This is a genomic window from Streptomyces adustus (genome assembly GCF_009377175.1).
In the GTDB taxonomy this organism is placed as follows: Bacteria; Actinomycetota; Actinomycetes; order Streptomycetales; family Streptomycetaceae; genus Streptomyces; species Streptomyces adustus.
This window is the reverse complement of record NZ_VJZD01000026.1, coordinates 33,553-55,765: the sequence shown is the minus strand read 5'-3', so window position 1 is coordinate 55,765 and position 22,213 is coordinate 33,553. Positions and strand designations below refer to the sequence as shown.

Sequence of the window (22,213 nt, the reverse complement as noted above, 5' to 3'; positions counted from 1 at the left end):
CCGCTGGGACATACCAGCACCTGGCGCCCCAGCGCGTCGAGTGTGCACCTGCCCCCTGCCCGACGGCGCCACCCGCAGACTCGGCCGCCAGGTGACCCCGGCAGCCCCGCCAACCTGGATGCGGTCGAGCAGACGCCGGCGCAAGGCGGCCGCCCATTCACCGGTAACCCCCGGACTGCCCGCCCGTACGCCCGCGACATGCGCCGACGGTTGGCCCCGGTCTACTGATCGACGGTGAAGATGACCGCTCGGTCGTTCTGCGCAGCGGTGAGGTAGAAGGTCTTCAGTCCGGGCAGGAACGCCTGGGTGTAGGCGATGTCGGCGGCGTCGCCGGTGCCCTGGTAGGCGTCGAACGTGAGCGTGGCGAAGCGCTCGCCCAGCCACTGCCCGTCCAGTGGCTCCAGTGCCTTCGCGACCTCGCGGACCTGGTCCGCAGCGACGTAGCAGACGATGTAATCGTCGCCTTGGTGCAACGGCACTCCGCCAAGTATGACGTGCGACAACGGATAGTCGCCGTTCTCGAAGGCGAGGTCGCCGTCGGTGAAGCAACGGTGCAGGGCATCCCAGGACTTGTCGAGTTCGCAGAGGTGGTCCATGTCCCACCGGTCCTCGACCTCTGCGACGAGTTCGATGACCTCGTCGTCCTCCTGACAGGCCAAAAAGCGTTCGGCGTCCTGGGCCTCCAGAGCGAAGAGCACCGCGCGAGCCGCCATCATGTCCCCCTGCCCCTACGAAGATTCGTTCCGCGTGATCCAACCACACGGCCGGCGGTCGGATGCGCTGGGCCGCCTCCATCGGCTGGCCTGCTGTTGGGCTTTCGACTGGGACACTGCTGCCGGTCGTCGACCTCACCACCCGCACTCGATCGTGCCGACCCGGTGAGTCGTGCTGAGGCCTCTTCGAACACTATCCAGGTGTGGCTCGGCACGAGAGGATGCCAGAGTCACCGTCGTGACCTTGATGAACGTGCTCGTGGAGTTCGCCCGGACCGGCCGTATCGGTCCGCTTCACTGCGGCATGCCCTTGGCCCAGGCCGAGAATCTTCTGGGGCCAGGACGCCCGCACCCCGCCATCCGGTTGAGACCGGGCATAGACGGCTACCCCCACACCTGGAACGGCCTGGAGCCGTTCATCACCCAACGCCTTGTCAGTGGAATCTGGATCCGTCTCCGGCCGGGCTCGACAACCTTGATTCCAAGGAGAGGTCGGGAAGTCGAACGGCATCGCCCGCAGGCGGCTGCCCAAGCCTCGTCAGAGGGGGCCGAGGCCGCCGGGACCGGAACATCTCGAGCACGCCGATCCGAACGTGCTGGGCCGCTGCGGCTTCCGCGGCTCCACCCCGGTCGGCGGGATGCCTCGGCCCCTCCGCGGACCAGCCGAGGCCGCCGAGGACCGACCGGACCGCGGGACCCGGGCGGGGGACGCCGGCGGTAGGGCCGGACGCGCCGCCAGGTGCGGCGATCCGTGCGCCGTCGACCTGCCGGAGGCGCTGGAGACCCGGTGTGAAGCGTCAGACGAGCGTCGGCGTAGGGGCGGGCAGATAGGGGGTGATGTTCCGCCAGGCACGCTCGATGTACTCGTCCTTCTCGCCGACCGGGGCGACATAGTGCAGTGCGCTCTCGGCGGCGTCCTTGCCTCGCAGTCGGGTGATGATCCACGCGGCGAGGTAGTGGGAAGCCAGGCAGCCGCCGGCGGTGGCGACGTTGTCCTTTGCGTAGAAAGGCTGGTTGAGTACCTCGACGCCGGCCGCGATGACCCAGGGCTTGGTGGTCAGGTCGGTGCAGGCGGGGATGTCGTTGAGGAGCCCGAGCCTGGCCAGTACGAGGGCGCCGGAGCACTGTGCCGCGATGAGCTGGCGCGAGGGGTCCAGGCCCCGCAGGACACTCATGATCGCCGGATCTTCGACGACCTCACGGGTGGCGACGCCGCTGCCGATGATGACGGCGTCGGCGGTGCACGCCTCCTCCAGTGTGGACATCTGCTCGATGACCACCCCGTTCATGGACGTCACCTTGGGGCTGGGCGTGGCGATGGTGACGCGCCAGTCGTCAGCCTTGATGCGGTTGAGCACTCCGAGCGCGATCAGGGAGTCGAGCTCGTTGTACCCCTCGAAAGTGAGGATCGCGACGTGCATGTCGGCTGTCCTTCCAGGTGAGCGCGGAATGACTGCGACCGTACGGACCTGCAAGCAGGACAGTCAAAGAATTGTCATGGATACAATTTCGACCCATGGCAGCCCCGCGCTACAAAGCCCTGGTCGACGCACTCGCCTCCGACATCCGGACGGGGCGACTCGCGGCGGGCGCCAAGTTGCCGACCCACCGCGCGCTGGCCGCCCGCGAGGGCGTCGCGGTCGTGACCGCGACACGGGTGTACGCCGAACTGGAGGCCATGGGCCTGGTCAGCCGGGAGCAGGGCCGCGGCACGTTCGTGCGCGACCTCGCGGTCACCCCCAGCCAGGGCATCGACCAGCAGGTCCTCGCCACGGACGCAGTCGACCTCAACTTCAACTATCCGTCGCTGCCCGGCCAGACCGGCCTCCTGCGCCAGGCCCTACGAGACGTGGCCGTCTCCGGTGACCTCGACTCGCTGCTGCGGTATCAGCCGCACCCGGGCCGACCCCAGGACAGGGCTTCCATCGGACGGCACCTGGGTCGCCGCGGGATCCCCGCTGACGCCGACCGCATCCTTGTCGTCAACGGTGCGCAGCACGGCCTGGCCGTCACGGCCATGGCCATGCTCAACGCAGGCGACGTCGTCGCGGTCGACGCACTCACCTATCCCGGCTTCAAGGTGCTCGCGCACACCTTGCACCTCGACCTGGAGCCCATCCCCACCACCGTCGACGGGCCGGACCTCGACGTCCTGGAGAAGGTGTGTGCCACCCGGCCGGTGCGCGCGGTGTACACCATGCCGACCCTGCACAACCCCCTGGGCTGGGTCATGACGGAAGCCGACCGAGTCCGCCTGATCGGGATCGCCCGGCAGCACGGCGTGCTCATCATCGAGGACGCCTCGTACGCCTTCCTGGTCGAGAACCCACCACCGCCGCTGGTGGTGGCCGCACCGGACATCACCGTCCACGTCTCCGGGCTGTCCAAGAGCGTCGCCACGGGCCTGCGGGTCGGCTTCGTCCTCGCCCCGCCGACCGCCGTGCCGCTGCTCGAACGCGCGATCCGAGCGACCACCTGGAACACCCCGGCCCTGACCACGGCGATCGCTTGCCGCTGGCTCGACGACGGCACCGTGGACAAGTTGGAGGCGCAGAAGCGGGACGACGCCAAGGCCCGCCAAGCCCTCGCTGTGCGAGAACTGGCAGGGCTACCGCTGGTCGGTCATCCCTCGTCGTACTTCACCTGGGTGCCGCTGCCCGACAGCGCACGCGCCGACCGTCTGACCGCCACCCTCGCGCGTCATCGCATCTCGGTCACCACCGCGGAGCCGTTCACCACCTCGGCCCACACACCGCAGGCGATCCGCCTCGCCCTGGGCTCGGCCCAGTTGGACAGCCTCCGATCGACGCTGCGCACGGTACGGCGCCTCGCCCTCGAAGACGCATTCACCTGAACGCGCTTGCACGTCGGCCGAGGGTGTACGGATTCTTCGGCGCCGAGTTGCGGGGCACTCCCCCTTCATCCGATGCCGTCCGCGCATCACGAGGTGACCTCCTCGCGGCCGATGGCGGTGAGAGCGACGCGCTGGACGACCGGTCGCCCGCGCGGCCCGGTCTCCTCCACGGCGAGCGGGCCGTTCGGCCGGCGAAGCCGTACAGGCAGCAGGGGCGAACCTGAGGCCGGCTCCCCTCATCAGGTCCCTCGGAATCGGTCGTCTAGGCTGGCGTGGTGACTGATGGACAGGAGCGGGTGCAGCCGTCGGGAGTGTGGGCCACGGCAGTTGGGGTGGCCAGGGTGCGGGCGCTGGAGACCGAGCGGGCGAACCCGCTGTTCCGCGACCCACTGGCACAGGCTTTCGCCGCCGCAGGCGGCCTGTGGCCCTCGTCGTCGCCGCTGCCCGATGGTGACGAGGAGGCGCGACGCCGCCGACTGGCCGTGTCGTTCTCCATCGTCATCAGGACGAAGTTCCTCGACGACCTGTTGCAGCAGGCCTGCGCGTCCGGGGTCCGGCAGGTCGTGCTGCTCGGCGCGGGAATGGACAGCAGGGCCTTCCGGATGGACTGGCCCGAGGGCACCCGGCTGTTCGAGGTCGACACCGCCGCGCCGCTGGACTTCAAGGCGTCGGTGCTGCGCCAGGAGCGGGCCGTCGCGCGCTGCGAGCGGATCACCGTCGCGGTGGATCTGCGTGAGGACTGGCCGGACGCGCTGGCCGCCGCAGGGCATGACCTGGCGGCCCCGACCATATGGATCGCAGAAGGGCTGCTGATCTATCTGCCCCAGGACGCGGTGGAGCTGCTGCTGGCCCGGATCAGCGCGCAGTCGGCGCCAGGGAGCCGGATGGGGCTGACGTTGGGCTCGCCCGGCGTGATCGAGCGCTTCGGCGCGGACGCGGCACCGGGATCGGCGGCGTCCATGTGGGTCTCGGAGATGCCCGACGATCCGGTGGGCTGGCTGGCCGGGCACGGCTGGGAGGCCGACTGCCACACCCTGCGCGAGCGCGCTGCCGCCTACGGCCGCCCGATCAGCACCCCGCCGCAGCGCGAGGAGCGCCCCGGCGGACTGGTCTCGGCGGTCCGCCGGTAGAACACCTCCCGACAACCCCCGGCCACAAATCCCGGGGAAGCATGATCCGCCGCTGCGTCATCTGGCGAGACGAGCACGCCGCTGACGAACGTCCACACGTGGTCGTGGAAGGGGCGAACGTCACACACCTGCTGAGCACCCGCCCTCGTGCTCCAGGCGTGTCAGCCGTCTACGGACGCGTCTTGCTCCTTGCTCAGCAGCGTTCCGCGCGGTCCGAAGCCGGCCGAGGAGTAGAAGCGGACGGCTCCCTTGTTCGCCGCGAAGATGCCGGCATGGATGATCGAGACCCCACGCTCCGCGGCGGCTTGCTCCGCTGCTGCCAGCAAGGCCGACCCGACCCCCTCACCGCGGTGCCCGTCCAGGACGACCGTGTGGATGTCGGCGGCGCGACAGGGAGCCAGGATCTGATGATCCGGTGGATCGGCCAGCAGAACCACCTCCGCCATGCCCACCACCTCACCCACCACCTCGGCGACCAGGATCACCACCTTGGACTCGCCCGACAGCACTCCTTCGAAGTGCCTGCGCACGGCCTCGACGTCGGGCACTCGATAGACGGTCGGATCGAGTTCGACATGCCTTTCGGCATTCGCGAGACGCAGGCGAACAAGTGCGGGCACGTCGCCCCGCTCGGCAGCTCTGACCGAGATCGACATAGCCCGGAGCCTCCCACCCCGTCCGCCCGAACCACAAGGTTCACAGTCCGAATCAAGACGGGGCGAACGTTGCCGGATGCGCAGCGATATCCGGCTCGTCGACGGCCGGCCTCGTCGTGGAGAGTGGGTGTCATGCTTGCTGATCACCAAGAATGCGACGCCATAGTCACGGCCGTGGCCTCGGTAGGGACCATTGTCGATGTGGACGGGCACGAGGGTTTTGTGGACCAGGCCAAACACCCCTCGTGGTGGTCTGACGCGCCGCGCCCTGCGGTCGGCGACCGGATGCACGTGGCCGTGCTGGACGCCAGCAGGACGCCCACACGACTCAGCGCTCTACCCGACGACATTCGGATGGCCCGCGCCCTGCGCTACACCGAACCGCTGGAGCAGTTGTGCCCACCACCGCCTGCTGTTGCCAAGGACCTGGAGTGGGCCGCGGTGGAAACAGCACTGGGCACGGCCCTGCCGGCCGATTACAAGCGGCTCGTCCAGGCATATGGCGGCGGGCTCTTCGCGGGCACGCTCTGGATGCTGGAGCCCGGATGCCCGAATGCGTCCTACGACCTCATCGCCCAGGCCGCGGAGCGCGAGGAGATCCTCCAAGAGCTCTGGGAAGCCGGTGAGGATCGGCCGCCGGAACTCCTGGACCGCGACGTCCGACTGATCCCCTGGGGATTCGACGAAGGCTCTGGACACTTCCTGTACTGGCTGGTCCAGTCCGATGTCGAGCCGGAGGAATGGACCGTCATCCTCAACGAGGGCCGCGGCCCGCTGTGGGAGACGACCCCCGTCTCATGCAGCCGGTTTCTTCTCGACGTGGTAGCCGGTACGACGACATCGTTCTACTTCACCGATCTCGACGACATCGTCGACCCTGATCACAGGACCCGCTTCGTACCCAATGCCGAGATCCTCGGCCGCGGTTACGGCCTCACCCGACTCTGACGACTGCCCTGCTCGGCTCATCGACGTCTGGTCACCGCCAGGGAGGCGTGGATCGGGCCGCGTACCCTCGGCTCCATGCCCCGCCATTCGAAAAGTCCCCGTCGGCTGGTTGTCGACGCGCGAACGTATCTGTGGACGCTCCGCCACAGCCACAGCGTGGCGGACGGCAGCCGTTGCTGCCACGAGACCCTGACGCTCCATCCGCAGCCGGCCGGCACCGGCGGCCCACTGCGCATCGTCTTCACCGAGGGCCCTGACCGGTACGTCCCGGGCGGGGCTCCCCTGGGCTCCGGAGACGTGGGGTACGTCCGGGGCGCCTCCCTCAACCTTCACGAACCCGGCGCCGTCCGAGCCCTGCTCGACGTGGCGTTGGCCCGCGGGTAGCAGCCGGCGATGCGGCAGGCGGTGGAGCTCGACGGCTGGTCCCTGCTGGAGGCGGCAGCCGCCGCACGGACCGGGACCACCGGCCCCGACAACCCGACACAAGCTTCCTGATCAGGGTGGCCTCCTGGGCCCTGTCCCGGCGTCCGGCCCGGGAGCGGCGGCCCGACCCCGCGGCCACCGGACGCCGGGCGCCCGGCGCCGGTGCGGGAGCACCCGCGGACCGGCGCCCGGACGATCCGGATGACCGGGACGGACCTGCCTAGACGCGGTCCTGGAAGACGCAGTTCCACACATGCGTGCCCGCGACGCTGCCGTCGGCGCGCACCGCCTCCAGTGTGTAGAAGTGCGTGGTCCCCCGGGCGGCCGTGGCGTCCGTGTAGGTGCGGGTCGTGGCCGCCAGCAGCCCGGTGTGCAGCGGCTCGTACGCCTCGGTGGCCGTGTTCCACCGGCTGACGCGGTAGCCCGCGACGGTGTCGCACTCGGCCGTGTTGTCGCACCGCCAGTTGATGGACGGCCCGGTCACGCCGGGGCCGCCGATGACGGTGCCGTAGCCCATGCTGCCGAGGTTCCAGTCCCGGGTGACCGTCACGGACGGCCTCATGTCCAGCTCGGTGGCCTCGACGACCGTGACCCCCGGGGCGCTCGGGGACAGTACGTTGCCCCAACGGTCCCTGGCGACGACCGCGTACACATACGTCTCGCCGTCAGGCAGGTCGCCGCAGACGACCGCGAGCGGGTCGCTGGTGCCCTCCGCGCAGGAGATGGTGCCGAGCCATTTGATCGTGCCGTCGGCCTTCCGGGTGCCGATCCAGCCGTCGTAGCGCTCGACGTCGTCCTCGGGCGAGGCCTCCCAGCTCAGCAGCATGCCGTCGGCGCGCGGGGTGGCCTTCACACCGGTCACCGGGCCGGGCGCGACGCGGTCGCCGGTGCGCACGACGAGCGGGGCGGACAGCGCCGACTCGTTGCCGGCCGGGTCCACCGCCGCGACCGCGTACGTCACATGGGTGCCCGCGGGCATGTCCAGGTCGTGGCAGACGCCGTCGGTACTGGTCTCGTCGCTCTCGGAGGGCTCGCAGTTCACGCGGGTGAGGGCGGCCGGGTCGAGGGTCTTTCCGGGCGAACGGTAGACGTGGTAGGTCCCGCCGTTGTCGAAGTCCTCGTAGAAGCCGTCGGGCTGCTTCCAGTACACGTCGGTGTAGCTGTATTGGGCGATGGCCTCAAGGGAGACCGGGGACTTCGGCGGCGTCCGGTCGACGCCGTCGCCGGTGACGGCAGCGTACGCCGACGGGTTGCCGGACGCGTCCAGGGCGCGGACCCGGTAGTACCAGGCGGTGTTCAAGGGCCCGTCGGTACGGTACGACGTCGCGGCCGTGGTGCCCAGCAGGGTGAACGGGCCGGTGGCCGCGGAGGCGGCGTACACCTCGTACGCCGTGGCGTCGGAGACCGGCTGCCAGGCCAGGGTGGCCCACCATGCGTCGCTGGTGACCGTGAGCCCGGCCGGTGCCGCCGGACCCGTACGGTCCACGGTCGCGGCGGTGACGTCGGCGCTGCCCGCGGACTCGCGGCCCGCCTTGTCGACGGCGCGGACCTCGTACAGGAAGGTCTGGCCCGTGGCGGGCGTCGCGTCCACGAAGGAGCGCGAGGTGAGCAGCGACGAACCGCTGACCCTCGCCCACGCGGTGGTGCCCAGCCGGCGGTACACGCGGTAACCGGCGAGGTCCATCTCCTTGTTCGCGGCCCAACGCAGGGTGGTCCTCGCGGTGTACCGGTCGTACGCGGCGGACAGGCCGGCCGGGGCGAGCGGCTTGACCGTGTCGACGGCGGCCTCGGTGCGCGGGGCGTACGTGAACTGGGCCAGGGCGAGACCGGTCCAGGCGACGTAGTCCACGCGCAGCGTGTGCGTGCCGGCCGGGACGGTCAGGTCGACGCTCTTGCGGGCGGTGGCGGAGACGTTCTTCCAGAGGTCGATCTTGCGCACACCGTCGACGTAGACGCGCATGCCGTCCTGGGTGGCGGCGGTCAGCCGGAAGGGGCCGCCGGAGCCGAAGTCCCGGGTGAGGGACCAGCGCACGGAGAAGTTGTCCTTGGGCAGCGTGACACCGGCCGGGTCGCCGTACCCGTAGTTCTCGGCGATGGCGGAGTCGCAGGCGGTCCGTTTCGGTGTGCCGCTGAAGGTGGAGTTGCCGAAGTACTGTGCCTTCCACAGCGGAGAAGCGCAGGTGACGGCCGCAGAGGCCGGGGAGGCGGTGATCAGGCTGCCGGTGGCGGCGAGGGCGGCCGTCGAGGCCAGCACGGTCAGCCGGGTACGAGTCATCACAGAGAGCGGGGCCCCTTCGGACCATTGAAAACGAAACAGGTGAACACCCGTGTGACTCACGAGGCGGCGGCAGGGTTGTCCCCCTTCACCAGGGAATTCCCCGACCTGACCTGCGGGTCTGCGAGGAGGACGACTCGATCGGCCTCGACGTCGAAGCCGAGCACCGGATGTCCGGCGTGCGAGGCCCGTCACCGCTCCCCGGCTCGCGCCCTTGCAACGCTCCGTCAGCCGGGTTGTCCGTGGGCGCCCGCCTCGAGATCGGCGCGCAGGACGGCCAGGGTTGAAGCGATGCGGGCCAGGTCGTCAGAGGGCACCACTGCGGTCAGCGAGGTGAGTTCGCCCTCGACGATGGGGCGGGAAGCAGCCAGCGGTTTCTCGCCCTCGGCCGTGAGGCGCAGGGCGGACGAGCGGCGGTCCTGGGGACGCCGCACTCGACCGCGCCGCCCGCCTCCTCTCCGCTCACCTGGACGCCGGGCAGACGGGCACCGACCCGCTCGACCGGGTCCACTGACGCCGATGCCGACAGCTCTCGTGGATGTGCAGCACGAACCCGGCAACCGGGCTGCCGACGGTAAACGCCATGGTGAGCGCACAGCGGATCTGGGCGGCCCAGTGTCCCGGTTGTGGCCGGCGGGTCACTTTCGCCGACTGGCGCCGTCGTCGCCGAGGCGGGCCTCGAAGCCGTCGAGGAGGGACCGAAGGCCGAACTCGAAGGTGCTGTCGGGCGCTGCGGTGTACTCCATGGCGGCCGCAGTATCGAGGCGTTCACGCAGACGCGGGAATTGCATGGCGGTCTCAGTGGCGCTTGTCATGGCATCGGCCATCAGTTGCTCCGCGTCTGCGCCGTTCTTGCTCAGTCGGCGGTTCAGCGAGACCTGTGCGGCAGGGCCGAGTGCGCTGCCGAGCACGAAGGTGAACACAGTGGCGGCCGCCCTGTCCGCGTCGTCGGAGGCGAAGCCCGCCTTCTCGTAGATGGCCAGGCTGAGATCGTTGTTGCGGGCCTGGCCGGGGCCGTGCAGGAGGTGGCTGCCGAACGCCTGGACGAGCCAGGGGTGTCGGGTGAGCATCGCGTGCATGCTGCCGGCATGGGCCGCGGCGGCCGTGCGCCAGTCGGTGGTACCGAGGTCGGGCAGCTCGACCTCGTGCCAGATCGCGTCGCCGACGAGTCGGACCAGGTCGTCCTTGGTCTTGATGTGCCAGTAAACGGCCGTGGCAGCCGAGCCGAGCCGTTTCGCCAGGCTCCGCATGTTGAGGCCGTCCAGTCCCTCGTCGTCGAGCAGCTCGATGGCCGCGTGGACGATCCGGTCTGCGGTCAGGGTGTCTCGCGGCATGGCCACCATCCTACTTGAACTTAGTTCACGACACTCTTGCACTTTGTTCAAGTCGCTTCTACGCTGCTTCTCGTACTTAGTTCAAGTATCCGAGGGGGAAGCAATGTTGCAGGACAAGCTCCAGGAGTTCATCAAGGCGCAGGCCACGGAACTCGGCGTTCCCGGTGTCGCCGTCGGGGTCCTCCTGGACGGCCAGGAGATCTACGCCTCGCACGGGGTGACAAGCCTCAGCAACCCCGCGCCGGTCGACGAGAAGACGCTGTTCCATCTGGCGTCGGTGTCCAAGACCTTCACGGCGACCGCGCTGATGCGCCTGGTCGCCGAGGGGAAGGTGGACCTCGACGCACCGGTACGGCACTACGTGCCCGAGCTGAACCTCGCCGACGAACGGGCCGCGGCTGCAATCACGGTCCTGAACCTGCTCAACCACACCTCGGGCCTCGACTGGAACCTCATCGACGACGGCGAGGGCGACCGCTCCCTGGCCGGGCTCGTGGCGAAGCTGCCCCAACTGCCGCTGATCGCACCACCCGGGGCCCGCGCCTCCTACAGCCAGGCCGGCTACAACTTGGCCGGGCGGATCATCGAGAAGGTCACGGGCCTGCCCTTCGAGCAGGCCATGGCCGCGCTCGTCCTGGAGCCGGTGGGCCTTGCGGACACCGTGTACGGTCAGTCCGAGGTGATGGTCCGCAAGTTCGCCGTGGGCTACAACCGCGACGACGACGGCACGCTGCGGCCCGCCCGGCCATGGGGAGCGTTCAAGGAGGGCGCGCGCGGCGACAACCCCGGCGGCGGCCTCGCCTCCTCGGTGAGCGATCTGCTGCTCTGGGCACGCTTCCAACTCGGCGACGGCGAAAGCGTGCTGCCGGAGGCAGAGCTGCACCGGATGCGGGAGCAGACGGTCGAGCTGCGCGCCAGCACGCTCGGCGACGGCTTTGGCATCTGCTGGTTCCTGCGCGACCTGGACGGCCTCCACGGGATCGGCCACGGCGGCTCGGGCAACGGCCAGTTCGCCGAGCTGCTCATCGTGCCCGAGCGCAACTTCGCGGTGGTCTCCCTGGCCAACGCCGGCCCGGACGGCTACCCCTTCAACCAGTCCGTCGTACGGTGGGCCCTGGAGAACTACCTCGGCGTCGTCGAGCAGACGGCGCAGCCGGTCCCGTACGACAAGGAACGGGCCCAAGAGGTCGCCGGCCGCTACGACATCGACGCCATGAACCTCGACATCGCCTCCGACGGCACCCGTCTGACCCTGGCGGTCGGCATCAAGCCGGAGATCCGCGAGGCATCGGACGAGGAGATGCCCCCGGACTACCCAGCCGCGGAGATCGGCTTCCTTCCCGGCGACAACGACGAGTACATCGTCACCGAAGGCGGCCTCGAAGGGCAGCGCGGCTACTTCTCCCGCGACGCCGACGGCGCGGTCACAGGGGTCGACCTCGCCGGTCGGCTCTTCAACCGAGTCACGCAGGCATTCTGACCCAACGCCGGCAGGGGCTGCCCGAGCGGCCGCTCCTGCCTGCAATGCGAACCGGAGCCAGTCGACTCTCGCACTCCGGCTGTGGATCGCGGTCCTCATGCCTGGGCGGCCGGCCGCTGAGGGCGAACGGTCTGGGACCGGGCCTGGTCGCGGCGTCGCCGATGGGACCGTTCGAGCCGGTGGGCCGTGCCATGCACGGCCCACCCTTCTCACCTGGCAGGGTCAGGATCGGTCAGCGGTCGAGGTCGATCGTGAAGCGCCTGATACCCATGCCGATCGTGTCGGCGTGGACCTGGCCCCGCGCCCGGTCGAACACCCCGGTGCCGCCGGTGATCGCGTTGTCGAACGAGGGCGGCGGTCCCGGGACGAGAATGCCGAAGACCATCCCCTGCACGGTGAGCTGGCCGCCGGGGAAGTTGTAGTTCACGTTGCACACCTCCGCTCCACCGTTGTCGACCCGGGTGGTGGTGCAGGTACCGGCGGTGTCGCCGACCTGGTTGCCGTTCAGGTCGAAGAGGTCCGAGCGGAAGACGGTCCGGTCACCCTGGGCGGGGCTGCCGCCAGGGTTCACGGGGAAGCGCGTCTGCTGCGCGAGATGGCCGATGAGCGTGATGACCCGGTCCTTGCCCATGGCGGGGACAACATCGGTGTCCGTCGCGGCGGCCGCGACGGGGGCGCAGGCGAGAAGAATGGCCAGCGCAGTGGCCGTGCCGAAACAAGCTGCCCTGATGGGGCGCATCGTATGGCTCCAGAGGTTGTGTTCGTGGACGGTCAGGTGCGGCATATTCATAACCTCGGCACTGCCACCGCTCGGAGCGTCCCGGCGCGACCCACCGGCAGATCCGACCGGTCGGACCAACCGGGCCCGCAGGTCCGGACCTCCACACCACAGGTCGGGTATCAGGACGTGTCGCCGGGATCTCCGCCACGACCACATCGATCACGGGGCTGTCCTGCCCGGAGATGACTCACAGGAACGGCTCGAGGCCGAATCCCTCGTCGATGCCGAACAGGGGGTCGATCTCGGCTTCCTGGATCCGCTTGAGGACGAGCGGATCCCTTTCTGTCGCTGTCAGTCGCTCCATCGCCTGACGGAACCGCGGCGAGGTCTCCGAAACCTCCGCGGAAAGTGCGATGCGCTCGGCTTGGCTCAGGTTTTTGATCGGCGCGTGTTCCAGCACACTCAGGAGTACGAATGCCGCTGCTCTCACCTGGGCAATCGGTGACCTCAACTGCGTGTAGTAGCTGGGCAGGCCTGCGCGTACGGCCTCCATCGTGCGTTCGTGCAGGTCCACCGCTTGACAGCATTCACGCCCCGCGGTCGGGAAGCCACCGGCGAACTGCGCCAGGAGCGTCAGGGCGGCTGCTTGGGGTGCTGCCCGGTTCGAGTCGCAGATCACGACGAGGAAGGGCGTCATCGATTCGGCCGACCGCAGATAGCCACCGGAGTGGTCGTGAAAGGCCATCTCGTAGAGTTCCTCCGCCCACCAGCGTGCTGACACCGGGTCGGCCGCACACGACAGGCCGTGCAGCAGCCGCGGGATCAGTACCCCTGCGCCGGCAGTGTGGTGGGGGCCCGCGCACACGCCCGCCCAATCGATGGCGCGCAGACGACCCCAGAAGAGGTCCGTCCCGCCGGATTGGTGTGTGGAGTCAGGAGTATCGCCCATACGGTCGGCGAGGTATTCGAGGATCTGGTCTGTGGTCTTGGTCCAGACGTAGGGCCTGGGGTTGGTGTTCCGTGCGGCGATCCAGGCTTCGACATCCCTCTCGAGGGTGTTCTCGGTCGTGTGTACGCCTTGCCCCATGTGCCTGGTGGTGCGCGCGGCGAACCAGCGCTCCGCCAGGCTGAGCCACGACGACCTGGTGGGTGCGACGTGCAGATGGAACCGGCGGTGGTACAGCGGCCACGTCTTGATGCGTCGAACCTCGTGGGGGGCGTAATTGTCCAGCACCACATGGATGTCCAGTCCGAGTGGCGCTTCGCGGTCGACTTTTCTCAGGAACTCCTTCAGGCCCTCGGCTCGACGCCGGCGATCCCGGAAACCGATGACCCTTCTCGTGGCGCCGTCCAGGGCGGCGAACGGTGTTGAGGCGTCGACCCGCACATCGTCGTGCCCGATGCGGTGGGGTGCCCCCGTCGGCGTCGACCGCGAGGGGTCCGGGGACCGGGCCTCGCTCGCTTCGACCACGCCGAAGACGAGTACCCGCTCGGGCGGATCGAGGTACAGGCCGACAAGGTCGTGGATCTTGTTGACGAAGTACGTGTCCATCTGTTTGGTGAGCGCCCTCTTCATCCAGCGAATGGCATGTTTCAACGTGCTCTCCCGGGTCCGTGAGCACCGCGGCCACCTGCTCACCGTCGACCGATGCTGGTCCGCCGGTCGTGGCACGACGCCCAGACCGGTGATCCCCTGCTCGATAGTGATGTCAGGAACGCCTGAAGTCCCGGGATTTTCGGTGGCGGTCATCACCAGTCGGACCCAGCCCTCGTCCAGGTCAACTGCCATCACCCCAGCGGTGATCCGCCGCTCGGCCTCCACAGCCGCAGCCATATTCCGGCGCCAGGAGACGTTCTTCGGCCACCACGCCCACGATGCTGTACGAGGCAGTGCTGCGCGATACTCGTCCGGTGGAGTGGTTCGAGCAAGCCCAGGCAGCGGAACGGCGCCAGGATTGGGACGCGGCCATCGCGTTGGTGAGCACCTACGCCGAGTGCTTCTCCATCGATCCCTACAGACACAACAACCACCTGTGGCACATGGATTTGCTCGTCCGTGCGGAACGGCTCTCGGAACTCACCGAACGCGCTCTCACGGATGTCCACGCACGTCGGAGACTCAACAGAGCGCTTCGCGAGCGGGGGATGGAGGCGGCGCTGCGCGACCGCGCCAGAGCAGGTGATCGTGATGCCCTGTACGTCCTTGTCCGACTGCTCTGCGAGGCGAGTCGGGCCCAAGAGGCCCATCGTGTGGTCCAGGACATCGGCCCGGACGATCAGTACGCACACCAGATCATGGCGCGCTTTCGATCGCCGTCGAGCCGACAGCAGTTCATAGGGCCTCCGCCAACTTGAAGTCGCGGGTCAGAGGGACGGTGTGACCGGTACTCAGCGTGCTCGCGCTGGTCGTGGGCGTCCCACTTCTCGCGGCGGCGCCCTGCTGGTGCCGGCTGCCGCGGCGTCGGCTGCTCCGAGCGGCAGCACGGGAAGGGCCGTCGCAAAGACTGCTGACTTTCCCGTGTGGTGCACGTTCCAGGGTGAGAGACCGCGTTCCAGGTCACCCATGACGGCCCGCTGGCGATCGACTGCTCAAGTCCGTTCCCCCGTAACGGCCTTCCGGATTAATTGGGCAGGCTGTTCTCAGCTTCGGTCGCACGGATGAAAGTGAGACAGCAGCATGCACGTCCATTTTGACGCAGTAGACCCAGAGAAAATGATCAGGTTCTGGGGCGGCATCCCGGGTTGGGGTGGGTACAGCGTCGGCAAAGCGGAATCTCCGGCTGTGCTACCGGTCGTCACCGTCCTTGTCGGAACAATCGCCGAACACGTGCAGACGCTGATCGCCAAGGGCGCCTCTCTCGTGGAACCTCACGATTGCTTGCACGCCCTGATGACAGATCCGGAAGGCAACAGGTTCATGGTGGTGCTCGACCCCGATCACGAAGCATGACGTTCTCCAGCGTGGATGCGGCCCGGCGTACGGCACTCGCCCGTCAAGGGCGCTGGGTGGACGATCCGGTGTGGGGCGCCTTCAGCGTCGCTCCGACGTCGAGGCCGACGGAACCCGCTGGCCGATCCAGGTCGCTTTCCCGGCGGCCGGATGCGTGCGGAACTGGACGAACTCGAAGAACAGCTGACCAAGCAGTTGGCGGAGTTGCGAGCCGAGCGGAACGAACTTGCCGTCGCCGAACGGGTCCTGGAGCGGGTGAGCCAACAACTCGCCGACGAGCGCGCCGTGTTGATCGCGGTCAGCTGCGTAAACTGCCCGACGGCCGGTTCGCCACACGCCGGTGGCCGGAGGCGCTGTCGCCCGGAGATCCGGCGCGAGCCTGACCGCGAGGCCCCCGGCGGCCGTTGAAAATGTGCGACGAAAACCAAAGGACGCGTCGAGGGCACGAGCACGCTTGTCCACCAGTGCCGTCTGCCGCTGTCCACGCACACCGTCAACCACCTCGCCGGTCTGCCGCGCCGCCATCTGAAGGCGATGCGGTCCAGGTGGCGGATCCTGCCGCCCGGCCGGATCGCGGTGACCGTCCCGGCCGTGCTGCGGCACGATCAGCGCCTGGCCGACATGGCCGACATGGCCGACATGGCCGACGGCAACAACGTGTCGGCGAACACCACCATCACGGCCTGCGCTTTGTCGCCTTGACCGACGAACTCAACGCATCACCGCATGGGCGAGAACGCCTGCACCCGCACACCGGTGTCGCAGATGCGCACCGGCGCCTTCTTCCCGTTCGTGGTCGTGAAAGCAGGGGTGAGGGCCCGGGATTCGCCGGGCGGGACGAGGTCGAGGCCGGTGACCGGCTCGCACTCGTCGAGGCTGGTGAAGCTCAGCGCGGCCGAAGCGGATTCGCCCGGACTGAGGGTGAACTTCGCGGCCTCGGTGGCCGACCCGGCCCAGTCCACCGGCAGCTCGGTCGGGCCGATCTCCGTCTTGAAGAGAAGGGAGGGGAAGCCGCGTACCGTGCAGGAGCCGGTACCTTCGTTGGTGATCACAAGCGTGGCCAGGCCCCGACCGGTACTGCGTGCCACGGCCGTCAGGTTCTGCGTACGGCAGTGGTCGGCGGCGGGAGTGGGGAGGGAGTCAGCTCCGAGGAGCACCCCGGCGGGCGGGAAGGGCGCCCCGCCACTCCCCCGGCTGCCATCGCTCTCCCTCGGGGTCCCGACACCGCCGGCACTCGGCGAGCCGCCGCTCTCCGACCCGCCCCTGGCCACGGTGCTCGACGACGAGCCCGAGTCCGAGCCTGCGGCGGAGCCGCTTCCCGTCTCCTGTTCGGCGTCGGTCGACGAGCACCCTGCCGCGCCGGCGAGGAGCAGGGCCGTGACTGCGGCGATCAATGGTCGGTGCATGGCTCCTGCTGGTTGTTTCGAACGGATTTACGACCCCCCGGTACTGCACATGTCAGGGTATTGCATAGAATCCGTGGCGATCATGTTCACCGGCGCTGCGCAGGGCACCGCCTCAGGGGTAAAGGCATGCCGGTGCAGCCGAGCGACAACAACACAGGCGCCAACGGGATGCGTCGCAGGCGTTTCCTGGGCGCGGGGGCCGTCACGCTGGGAACCGCGGGTGCGGCGGCCGCCGGGCAGGTGCTGGCGGGCAGCGCCTCGGCGTCCGTGCGCGGGGCGACCGCCGCGGCCGGCGCCGGTACGTCGGTCAGCGGCACGGTCTTCAAGCTGGGCATCGCCTCCGGCGATCCGCTGCCCACCGCGATCGTGCTGTGGACCAGGGTGGTGCCGCCCCAGCTGGGCAGCTCCGGCATTCTGGCTCCCACCGTCGCGGTGAGCTGGGAACTCGCCTCGGACAGCGGCTTCACCACGGTCGTCAAGAGCGGTACGGCGACGGCGACCAGCAGTCTCGGCTACAGCGTCCACGTGGACGTCACGGGCCTGACCCCGGCCACCGACTACTGGTACCGGTTCAAGGCCCTGGGCCGCACCTCCCTCACCGGTCGGACCCGCACCGCCCCCGCCGCCGGTGACACCCCGAAGAACCTGCGGATCGCGCTGGCCTCCTGCCAGAACTGGCAGCACGGCTACTTCACCGCCTACCGGGACATGCTCGACCAGCAGCCGGACCTCGTGCTGTTCGTCGGCGACTACATCTACGAGAGCTCGGCCTACTCCTATCGCGTACGTCGGCACGAAGGCGTGGGCCAGCCCGTCACGCTCGCCCAGTACCGTGCCCGCCACGAGCAGTACAACACCGACCCGGACCTTCAGGCGATGCGCGCCGCGGCGCCCTTCGTCGTCGTCTTCGACGACCACGAGGTGGAGCAGGACTGGGCCGGTGACGTGGCGAACGACCCCGTCGCCTGGCCCGCCGCGAAATTCCGGGCCCGCCGGGCGGCCGCCTTCCAGGCCTTCTACGAGCACATGCCGATCCGTGCCGCGCAGAAGCCCAGCGGCCCGGACGTTCTGATGTACCGCTCGCTCGACTTCGGCCCACTGGCCCGGCTGCATGTTCTGGACACCCGGCAGTACCGCGACGACCAGGCGACCACCGCTGCCGGGGCCATGGAGGCCGGCCGGGTCATCATGGGCGACACTCAGCGCAAGTGGCTGGTGAACAGCATGCGCACCTCCGGCGCGCGGTGGAACCTGGTGGCCTCCCAGGTGATGATGGCCGAGACCGACTTCCTCGCGGGTGTGGGCAAGCAGTGGTCGTACGACGCCTGGGACGGTTACCAGAAGGAACGTGCCACCCTGCTCGCCGAGTTCCAGGGCGTCCGCAACCCCGTGGTGCTCTCCGGCGACAGGCATCGCACCATCGTCAGCGACCTCAAGCTGGACTACGCCGACGCGAAGTCGGCCGTGGTCGGCGCGGAGTTCGTCGGGACCTCCATCTCCAGCAGCGGGGACGAGGACCTGGTGGCCTTTGCCGCCGAGTGGGCGCCCAAGCTGGCGGACAACCCGCACTGGAAGATCATCGATGCCCGGCGCGGCTATCTGCTCCTCGACATCACCGAGGACCGTATCGACGCACGGCTGCGGGCGATCTCCACCGTGCTGACCAAGGACGGCACGACCACCACAGCGGCGACCTTCCGGGTGGACAGCGGTGTGCCGGGCGTGTACCGGGTCGACGTCCCGACCGAGCCTTCGGCGAGTACGAGCGCGAGTGCGCAGGAGTCCGCAGGACCTGCGGACACGGCCACCCCGGCGGACTCGGCCACCCCGGCGCAGTCGGCCGAGCCGACGGAGTCGGCCACGGACCCGGCGACCGCGCCCGCATCGCCCTCGCTCACGCAGTCCCCGAGCGACGCGGCCGCCGACGTCTCCGCCACTGACGTCTCCACGACCCCCTGACCTTCCGGAGAGAACGTGTTCACCACCCGCCCCCGGCGGCGCGACCGGAGCTCCGGACGTCGGCGCTTCCCCGGCATGAAGGCATCGGTACTGGCCGCTACGGCGGCGGTGCTCACGACAGGTGTCTTCGTGATGCTGCCCACCCACGCGGGCGCCAGCGCCCCGGTGCGCGGTGACTTCGACGGGGACGGCACGTCCGACCTGATCTATCGCAACGTCGCGGGCCAGCTGTACCTCGACACGGGCTCGGCCGAGGTCATGGTCCTCGACTCGGACGTTGCCAAGGTCAAGGACGTGCTGACCCCGGGCGACCTCGACTCGGACGGCGTCCAGGACGTGCTGACCCTCAGCGCGAGCGGCGTGCTGTACTTCCATTCCGGCCTCTACGCGCGCAGCCCCGGCGGCCTGGGTTCGTACAGTACGGTCGCGTCCGGCTGGCAGATCTACAACAAGGTCGCCGCCCCGGGGGACCTGAACGGCGACGGCAAGGCGGACTTGCTGGCCCGTACCCCGGCCGGCTCGCTCTACTTCTATCCCGGCAAGGGCACCGGAGCCTTCGGCAGCCGCGTGCTGGTCGGCACCGGCTGGCAGCAGTACGACGAGCTGATCGGCGCCGGTGACCTGACCGGCGACGGCGTCGGCGATTTGCTGGCCCGCACTCCGGCAGGCGTCCTCTACCGCTACCCCGGCAAGAAGGGTGGCACCTTCGGCACCCGGGTCCAGGACCCGAAGACCGACTGGGCGTCGTACAACCAGATCATCGGCGGTGGCGACTGGGACGGCGACGGCAAGACCGACCTGCTGGCCAGGGACTTCTCCGGCGCCCTGTGGTGCTACCCGGGCGACGGCAAGGGCACCTTCGGCACCCGGTCCGCCCGCAGCAAGGGCTGGGGCAAGGTCACGCAGTTCGCGGGAGCCGGCAACAACCCGCACTTCGGCAAGTTCGGGACCATGGCCCGTACGACGGCCGGCAGCCTCTACAGCTATGAGGTCACCGGCACCGGCTCGCTGACCGGCAAGCTTCTGGTCGGTGACGCCTGGCCGTCGGCCACCACCCGCCTCGCGTACGCCTCCTCGCTCCGTCAGAACGGCCTCGCCGACCTGGTCGTCCAGTCCGTCAGCAGCGGCCGGCTGACCAACCCGGCGTTCTACGCCCTCTCGGACCCCCAGCTCGCCACCGGCTCCACCTCGTACAACCGGGTTCTCGGCCCCGGTGATGTGACCGGCGACGGCAAGGGCGACCTGCTGGCCTTGAGCACCTCCGGCACGCTCTACCTCTATGCGGGCGACAACTCCGGCACCAACGTGGGCTCCCGCGTCACGATCAGCACCGGCTGGCAGCGCTACAACAGTGTCGTCGGCGCGGGCGACTTCACCGGCGACGGCCGTCCCGATCTGATGGCCCGGGACACCTCCGGCGTCCTGTGGCGCTACGCGGGCACCGGCGTCGCGTCCGCTCCCTTCTCGGCCCGGGTGAAGGTGGGCACCGGCTGGCAGCAGTACAAGAAGGTGTTCTCACCCGGGGATGCCAATGGCGACGGCAAGGCCGACCTCATGGCCACGAACTCCTCCGGCGCCCTGTACTTCTACGCCGGTACCGGCACCGGAGGCTTCAAGGCCCGCGTCGCCAAGGCCACCAGCGGCTGGAGCACCTGGGCCGACCTGCTGTGAGCTGCCAGGACCCACGCAGGAACCCGTTTGATGAACCACGGCGGCCTCTGCTATTTTCGCGGAGGCCGTGCGAGAGAACGAGGAGGTGGTACCCGTGAACACAGTATCGACATGGGTGCTCTCCTCCGGGGTCACGGTCGGGCGATAGGTCGTCGTCCGGGAGCGCCGTTCCAGTGCACTCCCGAAAGGCACGACCATGCAATTCACTTCCGAACAGCGTCTCGAAGACGGCGTTCTCGAGCGCAAGTTCACCCTTGATGAGATCCCCGGCATCCTGTGGACGCCCGAATCCGCGTCTACGTCCGCACCGGTGCCGCTGATCCTGCTCGGCCACCCCCCGCTCGGACTGAACAGGATGTATGCCCGGCTGGTGGCCCGGGCCCAGCGCGCCGCGGCGGACGGCTTCGCCGCGGCCACCATCGAGCTCCCCGGCAGTGGTGAACGGCCCCGTCTGGCCGCCGTCGACCAGGCCCGCGCCGACCTGCGCCGGGCGATGGAAGCCGGCACGCCGGTCGGCGAAGAGATCATCGACGCCCTCGTCCTCCCGCTCGTCGACAAGGCAGTCCCGGAATGGCAGGCCACCCTGGACGCCGTCCTGTCGCTGCCCGAGGTCGGCGGCCCGGTCGGCTACTCGGGCGGAGTGATCTCCATCGGCGTCCGCCTTGCGGCCGTCGAGCCCCGCGTCGTGGCCGCCGGCCTCTTCGCCGGGAGTCTCGTGCCTCGCACCATGTTCGAGGAGGCCCGCCAGGTCACCGTTCCGCTGCACGTCCTGCTGCAATGGGACGACGAGGGCAACGACCGGCAGGCGTCCCTGGACCTGTTCGACGCCTTCGGCTCCAAGGAGAAGACGCTGCACGCCAATATGGGCGGGCACACCGGCGTCCCGCAGTTCGCGGGGGAGGACGCGGCCGGGTTCTTCGCCCGGCACCTGAAGTAAGGCCGGACAGTCGGGCCACCGGCAGACGGTAGGCCGTGTCGACCGGGATGCTGCCCGTCGAGGGCAGCATCCCGGCTCTCCACCGCAGCCTCGCGGAGTGGCTCGAGCCCTGGCCGGCCTCCGTGCCCGCGCCGGGTGATCGTCGTTGATCAGTGCGAGGCGGTCAGGGCGGCCAGGTAGTCGTCCAGGAGCTCGACTTGCCGCGCGGGCGGGAACACCGCCGGGTCGAACAGTGCCTGGACCACCAGGCCGAGGACGAAGGCCTGAGCACCGGCCGCGATCCGGGCGGGGTTGCCGGGGGACAGTTCGCCGAGCTCCTGGGCTGCGGCCACCCGCTCGATCAGCCGATCCCGGCCTTTCGCGTACTTGCGGGCGTGGTCCGTGCTCAGGGCCGGGTCGGAGAGTGCGGTGTCCCAGGACGAGACCCAGATGCGATTGCTGTCGGTGGCCTCGGGGGTCAGCGGCAGGATGTCCAGCAACGCGTCCCTGAAGGCGGCCAGACCTTCGCCCGTGTGGCGGCGGGGGCGGGAGACGGTGCGCTGTTCGAGCAGGTCGAGGGCGTACTCCACCAGGGCTTGCTTGGTGGGGAAATAGTGCGTGAGCAGGCCCGTGGTGGCGCCGAGTTCGGCGGCGACCGCGCGCAGGGTCAAACCGGCGAAGCCGCGGGTGGCCATGACCTGCCAGACCGCCGCGGAGACGTCGCGTCGGCGCGCCTCGTGATCTCCCTTGGTGCGTGGCATGCTGCCACGGTACATT

General features: G+C 69.3%; 22 protein-coding genes. 11 read left to right on the top strand and 11 right to left on the bottom strand.

Annotation, left to right across the window (positions count from 1 at the left end):
• Positions 1–221 precede the first annotated feature (221 nt).
• Together FNH09_RS09385 and FNH09_RS09375 are read right to left on the bottom strand one after the other, a co-directional pair.
• Entirely contained in the window at positions 222–716 is a 495-nt protein-coding gene (locus FNH09_RS09385) for a DUF1877 family protein (RefSeq protein ID WP_152886289.1), read from the bottom strand.
• A 794-nt stretch (positions 717–1,510) separates the two neighbouring features.
• On the bottom strand, positions 1,511–2,134 hold the full coding sequence (locus FNH09_RS09375; protein ID WP_152886288.1) for a DJ-1/PfpI family protein: 624 nt from the start codon (positions 2,132–2,134) through the stop codon (positions 1,511–1,513).
• Positions 2,135–2,229: 95 nt separating this feature from the next.
• On the opposite strand from FNH09_RS09375, the gene FNH09_RS09370 reads away from it, so the two are divergent.
• Positions 2,230–3,567 carry an aminotransferase-like domain-containing protein gene (locus FNH09_RS09370; protein WP_152886287.1) on the top strand — a complete coding sequence of 446 codons (1,338 nt, stop codon included), beginning with the start codon at positions 2,230–2,232 and terminating at the stop codon, positions 3,565–3,567.
• A 275-nt stretch (positions 3,568–3,842) separates the two neighbouring features.
• Positions 3,843–4,697, top strand: coding sequence for a class I SAM-dependent methyltransferase (locus FNH09_RS09365; RefSeq protein ID WP_338017519.1), 855 nt, complete (start codon positions 3,843–3,845; stop codon positions 4,695–4,697).
• A gap of 161 nt (positions 4,698–4,858) precedes the next feature.
• On the opposite strand, the gene FNH09_RS09360 is transcribed toward FNH09_RS09365, so the two are convergent.
• Positions 4,859–5,353 (bottom strand): GNAT family N-acetyltransferase, encoded by a 495-nt coding sequence (locus FNH09_RS09360; protein WP_152886286.1) that lies wholly within the window; start codon positions 5,351–5,353, stop codon positions 4,859–4,861.
• A 132-nt stretch (positions 5,354–5,485) separates the two neighbouring features.
• Here FNH09_RS09360 and FNH09_RS48340 point away from each other — a divergent pair, with 132 nt between their 5' ends.
• Both FNH09_RS48340 and FNH09_RS49760 read left to right on the top strand, forming a co-directional pair.
• A complete protein-coding gene (locus tag FNH09_RS48340) occupies positions 5,486–6,301 on the top strand; it encodes an SMI1/KNR4 family protein (RefSeq protein ID WP_238426566.1) in 816 nt (271 codons plus the stop codon).
• A gap of 156 nt (positions 6,302–6,457) precedes the next feature.
• A complete protein-coding gene (locus FNH09_RS49760) occupies positions 6,458–6,685 on the top strand; it encodes a hypothetical protein (protein ID WP_338017518.1) in 228 nt (75 codons plus the stop codon).
• Positions 6,686–6,944: 259 nt separating this feature from the next.
• Here the strand turns inward: FNH09_RS49760 and FNH09_RS09340 are convergent, their stop codons facing one another.
• The 3 genes from FNH09_RS09340 to FNH09_RS09330 form a co-directional block, all read right to left on the bottom strand.
• Positions 6,945–8,999, bottom strand: coding sequence for a PA14 domain-containing protein (locus tag FNH09_RS09340; protein WP_152886285.1), 2,055 nt, complete (start codon positions 8,997–8,999; stop codon positions 6,945–6,947).
• A gap of 227 nt (positions 9,000–9,226) precedes the next feature.
• Positions 9,227–9,433, bottom strand: a complete 207-nt coding sequence (locus FNH09_RS09335) for a hypothetical protein (protein ID WP_238426565.1) — start codon at positions 9,431–9,433, stop codon at positions 9,227–9,229.
• Between the two features lie 204 nt (positions 9,434–9,637).
• Complete coding sequence (locus FNH09_RS09330; RefSeq protein ID WP_152886284.1) at positions 9,638–10,333, bottom strand: TetR/AcrR family transcriptional regulator; 696 nt, start codon at positions 10,331–10,333, stop codon at positions 9,638–9,640.
• A 103-nt stretch (positions 10,334–10,436) separates the two neighbouring features.
• Here FNH09_RS09330 and FNH09_RS09325 point away from each other — a divergent pair, with 103 nt between their 5' ends.
• Entirely contained in the window at positions 10,437–11,813 is a 1,377-nt protein-coding gene (locus tag FNH09_RS09325; RefSeq protein ID WP_152886283.1) for a serine hydrolase domain-containing protein, read from the top strand.
• A gap of 232 nt (positions 11,814–12,045) precedes the next feature.
• Here FNH09_RS09325 and FNH09_RS09320 read toward each other — a convergent pair whose 3' ends face one another.
• Together FNH09_RS09320 and FNH09_RS09315 are read right to left on the bottom strand one after the other, a co-directional pair.
• On the bottom strand, positions 12,046–12,552 hold the full coding sequence (locus FNH09_RS09320) for an allene oxide cyclase barrel-like domain-containing protein (protein ID WP_238426564.1): 507 nt from the start codon (positions 12,550–12,552) through the stop codon (positions 12,046–12,048).
• 229 nt (positions 12,553–12,781) lie between these two features.
• Complete coding sequence (locus FNH09_RS09315; RefSeq protein WP_162468315.1) at positions 12,782–14,356, bottom strand: transposase; 1,575 nt, start codon at positions 14,354–14,356, stop codon at positions 12,782–12,784.
• 53 nt (positions 14,357–14,409) lie between these two features.
• On the opposite strand from FNH09_RS09315, the gene FNH09_RS09310 reads away from it, so the two are divergent.
• On the top strand, positions 14,410–14,889 hold the full coding sequence (locus FNH09_RS09310; protein WP_152886280.1) for a hypothetical protein: 480 nt from the start codon (positions 14,410–14,412) through the stop codon (positions 14,887–14,889).
• Between the two features lie 358 nt (positions 14,890–15,247).
• Complete coding sequence (locus FNH09_RS09305; RefSeq protein WP_152886279.1) at positions 15,248–15,484, top strand: VOC family protein; 237 nt, start codon at positions 15,248–15,250, stop codon at positions 15,482–15,484.
• Between the two features lie 81 nt (positions 15,485–15,565).
• Here FNH09_RS09305 and FNH09_RS46660 read toward each other — a convergent pair whose 3' ends face one another.
• Positions 15,566–16,009, bottom strand: a complete 444-nt coding sequence (locus FNH09_RS46660) for a hypothetical protein (protein ID WP_156110811.1) — start codon at positions 16,007–16,009, stop codon at positions 15,566–15,568.
• A 9-nt stretch (positions 16,010–16,018) separates the two neighbouring features.
• On the opposite strand from FNH09_RS46660, the gene FNH09_RS50105 reads away from it, so the two are divergent.
• Positions 16,019–16,186, top strand: a complete 168-nt coding sequence (locus FNH09_RS50105; RefSeq protein ID WP_420802745.1) for a hypothetical protein — start codon at positions 16,019–16,021, stop codon at positions 16,184–16,186.
• 17 nt (positions 16,187–16,203) lie between these two features.
• Here the strand turns inward: FNH09_RS50105 and FNH09_RS09290 are convergent, their stop codons facing one another.
• Complete coding sequence (locus FNH09_RS09290; protein ID WP_152886277.1) at positions 16,204–16,890, bottom strand: DUF4232 domain-containing protein; 687 nt, start codon at positions 16,888–16,890, stop codon at positions 16,204–16,206.
• Positions 16,891–17,016: 126 nt separating this feature from the next.
• On the opposite strand from FNH09_RS09290, the gene FNH09_RS09285 reads away from it, so the two are divergent.
• The 3 genes from FNH09_RS09285 to FNH09_RS09270 all read left to right on the top strand — a co-directional run bounded on the left by FNH09_RS09285 (position 17,017) and on the right by FNH09_RS09270 (position 21,457).
• The gene (locus FNH09_RS09285; RefSeq protein WP_238426563.1) at positions 17,017–18,849 is read left to right on the top strand and encodes an alkaline phosphatase D family protein; all 1,833 of its coding nucleotides are present in this window, start codon (positions 17,017–17,019) and stop codon (positions 18,847–18,849) included.
• 15 nt (positions 18,850–18,864) lie between these two features.
• Positions 18,865–20,520, top strand: coding sequence for an FG-GAP-like repeat-containing protein (locus FNH09_RS09280; protein ID WP_162468314.1), 1,656 nt, complete (start codon positions 18,865–18,867; stop codon positions 20,518–20,520).
• 196 nt (positions 20,521–20,716) lie between these two features.
• Complete coding sequence (locus FNH09_RS09270; protein WP_152886275.1) at positions 20,717–21,457, top strand: dienelactone hydrolase family protein; 741 nt, start codon at positions 20,717–20,719, stop codon at positions 21,455–21,457.
• 149 nt (positions 21,458–21,606) lie between these two features.
• Here FNH09_RS09270 and FNH09_RS09265 read toward each other — a convergent pair whose 3' ends face one another.
• Positions 21,607–22,197 (bottom strand): TetR/AcrR family transcriptional regulator, encoded by a 591-nt coding sequence (locus tag FNH09_RS09265; RefSeq protein WP_202919627.1) that lies wholly within the window; start codon positions 22,195–22,197, stop codon positions 21,607–21,609.
• Between the last annotated feature and the right edge of the window lie 16 nt (positions 22,198–22,213).